The organism is Streptomyces himastatinicus ATCC 53653, assembly GCF_000158915.1.
Lineage (GTDB): Bacteria > Actinomycetota > Actinomycetes > Streptomycetales > Streptomycetaceae > Streptomyces > Streptomyces himastatinicus.
The window spans coordinates 1,588,605-1,596,050 of record NZ_GG657754.1 but is presented as its reverse complement, the minus strand read 5'-3'; the positions used below and the strand labels follow the sequence as shown (position 1 = coordinate 1,596,050).

Below are 7,446 nucleotides of genomic sequence, written 5' to 3'. Positions count from 1 at the left end.
TACGCCGTGCACAGGGCGATCAGGCCGAACACGGCGACCAGCCGCGCGCGGGCCCCCGCCGCGCCCCGGTGGATGCCCCGGCCGCCGGGCTCGTAGCGGTTTCGGGCGGCGACGGCGCCGGAACGGAGAGCAGCGTCCGGCCCGCGCCCGCAGCGAGCACCAGCCCGACGGCGGCCAGCAGCGCCAGATGGCGGGTGGGGGAGAGATGGTCCGCGATCAGCCCGCCGAGCCCCGCACCGGCCATGCCGCCCAGGCTGAACGCCGCGTGGAAGCTGGGCATGACCGGCCTGCGCAGCGCGGCGATGAGGTCGACGGCCGCGCTGTTCATGGCGACGTTGAGCCCGCCGAAGCCGGTGCCGAAGACCAGCAGCACCAGTCCGAGGGCGAGCGCGGAATGGGTCAGCGGCGGCAGCGTGACGCTGAGCGAGAGCAGCACGGCGAGGCCGACCGTCGTGGCGTGGCTGCCGAAGCGGCGGCAGAGCCATCCGGTGGTCATCATGGTGGCCGTGGCGCCCACCGATACGCACAGCAGGGCCAGCCCCAGGGCGCCCGCGGAGGCACCCGTCTGGTCCTTGATCGCCGGAATGCGGGCCACCCAGCCGGCGAAGACGAACCCGTCGAGGGCGAAGAACACGGTGAGGGCGGCGCGGAGTTGGGAGAGGGCGCGCTCCGGAGCGGCGGCGGCGCGTTTCCCCGTAATGGCCGTCCATGTTTTGTTTGGTGTCGGCACAAAGTGAGAATAGAGGCGTGACCCAGACACGGACAAGGCTCGAGCGGGGCCGGGGCGCTCTTGGCCCGGCACTGGCACTCGTACACACCGGCCGCGCACCCACCCGCGCGGTGCTCACGACCGAACTCGGGGTGACCCGCGCGACCGCGGGGGCCGTCGCCGCCGAACTGGAGGCGCTCGGCCTGATCGAGGTCGACGCGCGGCCGCTCGGCTCCGCCGGTTCGCAGGGCCGCCCCTCGCACCGGCTGGCGGTCGCGCCGCGCGGGCCCGTCGCGCTCGCCGCCCAGGTCCACGCCGACGGCTTCCGGGCGGCGCTCGTCGGGCTCGGCGGGAACCCCGTCGCCACCGCCCCCGGCTGTATGACGGTGCCCGCCGACCCGGCGCACGTCATCGACGCGGTCGTCGAGGCCGGGGCCCAGCTGCTGCGCGAGACCGGCCGCCGCTGTGTGGGCGCGGGGCTCGCGGTGCCGTCCGCGGTCGCCGAACCGGAGGGCACCGCGCTGAACCCGCTGCACGTCGCCTGGCCCGCGGGCGCGCCGGTGCGCGAGCTGTTCACCCGGAGCCTGGCCGCGGCGGGAATCCGCGGCGCCGACGGGGAGCCCCTCACCGGCCACGCGGGCAACGACGTCAACCTCGCCGCCCTCGCCGAGCACCGGCACGGCGCCGGGCGCGGCTCCCAGCATCTGCTGTGCGTCGCCACCGGACACCGCGGCGTCGGCGGGGCGCTGGTCCTCGACGGGCGGCTGCACACCGGCAGCGCGGGGCTCGCCCTGGAGGTCGGCCATCTGACCGTCAACCCCGAGGGGCCGCCCTGCCACTGCGGCAGCCGCGGCTGCCTGGACATCGAGACCGACCCGCTCGCCTTCCTCACCGCCGCCGGGCGCGCTCCCGGCCCCGAGGTGTCCCTGCTCCAGCAGGCCCGCGACCTGATCCGCGAGGACTACGCCGACCCGTCGGTGCGGGCCGCCGCCGAGCAGCTCATCGACCGGCTGGGCCTCGGGCTCGCCGGGCTGGTCAACATCCTCAACCCCGACCGCATCATCCTGGGCGGCCTCCACCGCGAGCTGTTGGAGGCCGACCCGGAGCGGCTGCGGGCGGTCGTCGCCGAGCGCAGCCTGTGGGGGCGGAGCGGGGGCGTGCCGATCCTGGCGTGCACGCTGGACCACAACAGCCTGGTGGGCGCGGCGGAGTTGGCGTGGCAGCCGGTGCTGGACGACCCGCTGGCGGCGCTGGGCGTGGCGTAGCCGCACCGGCTACCTCAGCAGCCGCACCGGCACCTCACCACCGCCGCCCCTCGGGGAGCGCGGCGAGGCCGGGGGCCGAGAGGTGGAGCACCTGGTAGCGGTCGCCGGGCTCGTCGGACGGCGCGGAGCCGGCCCAGAGCGTGAAGCGCACCAGCTCCCAGCCGCGCGCGTCGATGCCGAGGGCCGCGGAGTGCAGGCCGTCCGCGGACGCCCGCCGCCGCAGCTCCTCCACCGCGCCGTCGACGGCCGTCGCGGGGTCCGCGGCGGCCGGGACCGGCGTGGTGTGGCGGACGGCGGTGCGCGGCGCGGTGGAGGCGGCTGGGCCGCGGTGGAAGGCCAGCCCCTGCCAGTGTTCGACGACGGGACGGCCGAAGTCCTGGACGATGCCCCGGAATCCGGGACCCCACAGGAAGCGGTTCATGGCGTCAGGGGCCGACCAGAGGTAGAACGGCGCGTACGCGTTGACCGGTGAGCCGTCGACCCCGCGCTTGCGGATGCCGTACGCCTTGAGGCCGAGCCCCGGGAAGTCGTCCAGGAGCGGCCCCTTCGACTCCACCCGGTGCCGGATGATCTTCATGTCGTAGTCGGCGGGCAGCGTGATCCGGTACTGCATCGCATGCATATGAAGGCTCCTGAATGCTGCGGGAATTCCCTTACCGGGAAGGGGAATCGGGCGCCCGGTGGACGGTCAGCAGGGCGAGCAGACCTTCCACGGCGCTGTCGAAGGGCGCCGCCGACTCCGCCGCGCGGGCCAGGACATAGCCGCCCTGTACGGTCGCGACGACCGTCGAGGCGGTCCGCTCCGGATCCAGCCCGGCCGTGAACTCGCCGCCCTCCCGCCCCTCGGCGAGGACCTCCGCCAGCCGCCCGCGCAGCCAGTCCAGCGTCTCGTCCACCGGCTGCCGCAGGACCGGATCGGCGATCACGTCAGGGTCCATCGTCAGCCGTCCGATCGGACAGCCGCGCAGCACATCGCGTTCGCGCAGCAGATAGCCGCGGACGCGGTCGTACGCGCCCCCGGAACCGGACAGCGATGCCTCGGCGGTGGCCCGCATCTGCTCGGCGGTGCGGCGGATGGCCGCGAGCGCGAGATCGGGCTTGCCCGTGAAGTGGTGGTACATGCTGCCCTGGCCCGCGCCCGCCCGCTGCTGGATCGCCTTGGGGCTGGTGCCCACATAGCCGCGCTCCCACAGGAGTTCCCGGGCGCTCTCGATCAGCCGTTCCGAGGTGGTCATGCGGTCAGTGTACATACTAGTAGGTACAGATTGCGTACTCCCCGCGGACTACATGAACTGCCCCCGGCCGTACGACGACCCGCGCGCCGCCGGGCGGGACGCTCGGAAGCGACCTTGCGGAACCACCGAGGAGCGCGATCATCATGAACACCCTGGCGCACGGCTTCGCCGACGGACCCGGACCGGGCCCGTGGATTCTCTTCGTCCCGCTGATGTGGGCGCTGGTCGTCGGCGGCGGGCTCTTCCTGCTGCGGCGGGCGGGGTGGCGCGGACGCGCCCCCTGGCAGCAGGGCCGCGCGGCGCTCGGCGAGCAGTCGCCGATCGTGGTGCTCGGCCGCCGCTTCGCGGCCGGTGAGATCGACTAGGACGAGTACTGGCGCCGTCTGTCCGTCCTGGACGAGCAGTTCCGCCGGCACGCCAAGGGCGGTGCCGGCTGAACGCTCGGGCCTCAGTGGGAGACGGCCGACCGGGCGGCCGGTGCCCGCTCCCGTACCGGCGGTGCGGACGCCGCCGCCGGTGCGGGGGCGGGCGCCGCCACAGGAGCCGGAGCGGACACCGGAGTCACCGGGGACCCCGGGCTCGCCGGGGAGACCGGAGTCACCGGGCTCACCGGGGATACCGGCGCCGGTGCGGAGGCCGGGGTGGGGGCGGTCGCCGGTCGGGCCGCCGGGGTCGCACGGTGCGGCGGCGGCGCGGTGCGGGCCGCTCCGTACGCCGCGTAGGGCGAGCCGTTCACGGTGGTGGGCTGCGGCACGGCCAGGGTGAACCAGACGACCTTGCCGCTGCCGTCGTCCCGTACGTGCATCCCCCAGGTCTGGCTGACCGCCGCCACCAGCGCGAGCCCCCGGCCGTGCGTGGAGACGGGGTCGCATTCGCGGACCCGGGGCAGCCGCGGATCCTGGTCGCGGACCGAGACCGTCAGCCGGTCCATCATGAGGGCGATCTCCACCGTGCACTGCTTGTCCGGCTCGGCGTGCCGGTGCACATTGGTGAGCAGCTCGGTGACACCGAGCGCCGCCGGGTCGATGAGCGGATCCAGATGCCAGTAGCGCAACTGCGCCGACACGATTCTGCGGACCTGACCGATCCGCGACGGCAGGGCTTGCAGCTCCACCGTGCAATGCCTGCTAGGACGACTGATCACGGCTGCGACTCCCTGAAGAAGTTGGGGCTAGCCTGATGCAGATGCGGGCGACGAACGCGTTCAGCAGTGGTGGCTGCCGTGCGCGACCGGTGGGCCGGTTCTCAGCGTCACCGCTTGTTGACCCTCAGTGATACTGATGCTCGTCCAGGGTCGGTCCCCCCGCGCGCATGCGCAACTCGGCCGCCTTCACCCCTTGCGGACGTGGCCCCGGGCGGAGCGGACCGCGTCGAGGAAGCGGCTGGCGGCGCCGGAGCCGGAGGGCTTGGCCGCGTCGTGCTGGCCGAGGGTGAGGCGGTAGCGGGTGCCGTTGAGGGTCGCCATGGCCTGATCGCCGTCCACGAACCACGGTTTGCTCGCCCGGACCGACTGCACCGGGGCGCTGTCGATCTCGCGCCCGTAGCTGGTCAGCAACTGGAGCCTGCCGTCCTTGATCGAGACCTGGCCGGCGCGGGTGACCGAGCGCAGGAACCGCTCGATTCGTACGCCCCTGGCGTTGAACTCGGTATCGGCCATCACGACCGCCTCCCCGGTGGCTCCGACTGGCAAGCACGCTGCTGCCTCATTCTCCCTGCTGCGCAGTGTGCCCGGGACCGGGCCGGGGCACCAGGGCGCACCGGGGTCCCTTTAGGATCGAAATGGACCGAGTATGCCACTCGGACCGGGCACGGGGCACAAGCACGAGGAGCGGCGTGGACAGTACGACGCGGGCGGTCGTCGACACGGTTGACGTGGACCGCAGCGACCACGACTACCGGGACTGGCTCAAGGAGGCCGTCCGGAAAGTGCAGGCCGACGCCCAGCGTTCGGCCGATACGCATCTGCTGAGCTTCCCGCTCCCGGAGCGGTGGGGGATCGACCTCTACCTCAAGGACGAGTCCACCCATCCCACAGGGAGCCTCAAGCACCGGCTCGCCCGTTCGCTGTTCCTCTACGGGCTGTGCAATGGCTGGATCCGCCCCGGCAAACCCGTCATCGAGGCGTCCAGCGGCTCCACCGCCGTATCCGAGGCGTACTTCGCGAAGCTGATCGGGGTCCCCTTCATCGCGGTGATGCCGCGCACGACGAGCCGGGAAAAGTGCCGCCTGATCGAATTCCATGGTGGCCAGTGCCATTTCGTGGACGACCCACGGAAGATGTACGAGGAGTCCCTCGCGCTCGCGGGAGAGTCCGGGGGCCATTACATGGACCAGTTCACCTACGCCGAAAGGGCGACCGACTGGCGAGGCAACAACAACATCGCCGAGTCGATCTACCAGCAGCTGCGGCTGGAGCGCTACCCCGAACCGGCCTGGGTGGTCGCCACGGCTGGTACCGGCGGCACCTCCGCGACCATCGCGCGCTATGTGCACTACATGCAGTACGACACCCGAGTGTGCGTCGCCGACCCGGAGAACTCCTGCTTCTTCGACGGCTGGGTGCGCCATGACGCCCACGCGTGCAGCGAGTCCGGTTCCCGCATAGAGGGCATCGGCCGCCCCCGGATGGAACCAAGCTTCGTGCCCGGCGCGATCGACCGGATGATGAAGGTCCCGGACGCGGCGAGCGTCGCCGCCGTACGGGCGCTGGAACGGGCGATAGGGCGCAAGGCGGGCGGGTCCACGGGGACCGGGCTGTGGAGCGCGCTGAAGATCGTCGCGGAGATGGTCGCGCAGGGGCGCACGGGGAGCGTGGTGACGCTGCTGTGCGACCCCGGCGACCGGTATCTGGACAAGTACTACTCGGACGCCTGGCTGGAGGAGCAGGGGCTGGACATCGAGCCGCACACGAAGGCGATCGACACCTTCCTGACGACCGGACACTGGCCGGACCAGCGGCCGGACTAGCGCATCCCCCGGGGGAAGTCCGGGGCCCTCACCCCGTCGTCAGGCGCCGGTCCAGGCACCGGACCGCGTCGTGGAACGCCTTCCGCAGCCCCGGGCGGAACGCCCTCGCCGAGGCCCGCACCAGCGTCGTGCCGTCCAGCGCGAAGGTGTAGCGCACCACCGTGCCGGAGTGCCACGGCACCAGCCGCCATTCCTCCAGCAGCGCCCGCAGCCCCGGTACGTTCGTCTCGTCGATCCGGTACGCGTACCGCTCGCACGGGTCGGCCGCCACCACCGTCTCGCGGAAGCGGGTGCCGCCCACGAGGCGGATCTCCCGCCCCGTCCCGTCGGCCGTGGGGCGGGCTTCGGTCACCTGGCGGAACCAGCGGGGCCAGCCCCCGACATCGGCCAGCGCCCCGAACACCGCCTCGGGCGGCGCCGACACCTCGGCGGTGAAGGCGAGTCGGACCGGGGCGGTTCGGGTGTAGTCCAGCCCCACGGAACGCAACCGGTATGCCATGGGGCCACGATAGCCGCACGGCTGTCGCTCCGTCAGATGTCCGACGCGGCCTCGACCGGCTCGCCCGCCACGACCAGCTCCGGCAGATACTCGGCGATCTCGGCGCGCGCCGCGGCGGGCAGCCCCGGGTCCGTCACCAGCGCGTCCACCTGGTCCAGCGAGGCGAAGGAACTCAGGCCCACCGTGCCCCACTTGGTGTGGTCGGCGACCACCACCACCCGCCGCGCGGATCGCACGAAGTGGCGATTGGTCTCCGCCTCCGCCAGGTTCGGCGTGGACAGCCCGGCCTCGACCGATATGCCGTGCACCCCGAGGAAGAGCACATCGAAGTGGAGCGAGCGCACCGCGGCGTCCGCGACCGGCCCCACCAGCGTGTCCGACGGGGTGCGCACCCCGCCGGTGAGCACCACGGTGGCCGCCCCGGGGCGCGGCGCCGCCCCGCCGAGCGCCGCCGCCGACCGCTGCGCGTTGTAGAACACGTCCGCCACCCGGACCGAGTTGGTGACCACGGTCAGGTCCGGCACCTCCAGCAGCTGCTGGGCCAGCGCGAACGCCGTCGTACCGCCGGCGAGCCCGATCGCCGTGCCCGGGGTGACCATCGCCGCGGCGGCCTTGGCGATGTCCTCCTTCGCGGTCAGCTCCAGGCCCGACTTGGCCTCGAACCCCGGCTCGTACGTGCTCGCTTCGGCGACCGGCACCGCGCCGCCGTGCACCTTCTCCAGCACGCCCAGCCGGGCCAGCGCGTCCAGATCGCGACGGACCGTCATATCG

The 7,446-nt window shown here is 73.1% G+C and carries 8 protein-coding genes and 2 pseudogenes; 3 read left to right on the top strand and 7 right to left on the bottom strand.

The genetic code is table 11. From position 1 onward, the window contains the following. A pseudogene (locus tag SSOG_RS47530) lies at positions 1-760 on the bottom strand (MFS transporter); the annotation flags it as partial. Between SSOG_RS47530 and SSOG_RS06075 the strand changes: the two are divergent. Then, positions 709-1,974, top strand: coding sequence for an ROK family protein (locus SSOG_RS06075; RefSeq protein ID WP_086015778.1), 1,266 nt, complete (start codon positions 709-711; stop codon positions 1,972-1,974). The pseudogene SSOG_RS47530 and the gene SSOG_RS06075 sit on opposite strands and share 52 nt — an antisense overlap. A 34-nt stretch (positions 1,975-2,008) precedes the next feature. Here the strand turns inward: SSOG_RS06075 and SSOG_RS06070 are convergent, their stop codons facing one another. Continuing rightward, positions 2,009-2,596: a DUF4865 family protein gene (locus SSOG_RS06070; protein ID WP_009713328.1), complete on the bottom strand. Its 588-nt coding sequence runs from the start codon at positions 2,594-2,596 to the stop codon at positions 2,009-2,011. Positions 2,597-2,627: 31 nt separating this feature from the next. After that, positions 2,628-3,209, bottom strand: coding sequence for a TetR/AcrR family transcriptional regulator (locus SSOG_RS06065; RefSeq protein WP_245606230.1), 582 nt, complete (start codon positions 3,207-3,209; stop codon positions 2,628-2,630). 143 nt (positions 3,210-3,352) lie between these two features. Here SSOG_RS06065 and SSOG_RS06060 point away from each other — a divergent pair. Further along, positions 3,353-3,646, top strand: a pseudogene (locus tag SSOG_RS06060) (SHOCT domain-containing protein). 11 nt (positions 3,647-3,657) lie between these two features. On the opposite strand, the gene SSOG_RS58370 reads toward SSOG_RS06060, so the two are convergent. Next, positions 3,658-4,353 (bottom strand): ATP-binding protein, encoded by a 696-nt coding sequence (locus SSOG_RS58370; RefSeq protein ID WP_167542466.1) that lies wholly within the window; start codon positions 4,351-4,353, stop codon positions 3,658-3,660. Between the two features lie 186 nt (positions 4,354-4,539). After that, positions 4,540-4,866, bottom strand: coding sequence for a hypothetical protein (locus tag SSOG_RS06050; RefSeq protein ID WP_009713324.1), 327 nt, complete (start codon positions 4,864-4,866; stop codon positions 4,540-4,542). A 176-nt stretch (positions 4,867-5,042) separates the two neighbouring features. Here SSOG_RS06050 and SSOG_RS06045 point away from each other — a divergent pair, with 176 nt between their 5' ends. Beyond that, the gene (locus tag SSOG_RS06045) at positions 5,043-6,176 is read left to right on the top strand and encodes a PLP-dependent cysteine synthase family protein (RefSeq protein WP_009713323.1); all 1,134 of its coding nucleotides are present in this window, start codon (positions 5,043-5,045) and stop codon (positions 6,174-6,176) included. A gap of 28 nt (positions 6,177-6,204) precedes the next feature. Here the strand turns inward: SSOG_RS06045 and SSOG_RS06040 are convergent, their stop codons facing one another. Together SSOG_RS06040 and SSOG_RS06035 are read right to left on the bottom strand one after the other, a co-directional pair. Continuing rightward, a complete protein-coding gene (locus SSOG_RS06040) occupies positions 6,205-6,675 on the bottom strand; it encodes an SRPBCC family protein (protein WP_009713322.1) in 471 nt (156 codons plus the stop codon). 32 nt (positions 6,676-6,707) lie between these two features. Then, positions 6,708-7,446, bottom strand: a 739-nt coding sequence (locus tag SSOG_RS06035; protein WP_039936692.1) for a DeoR/GlpR family DNA-binding transcription regulator, incomplete at its 5' end; no start/stop codon positions are given.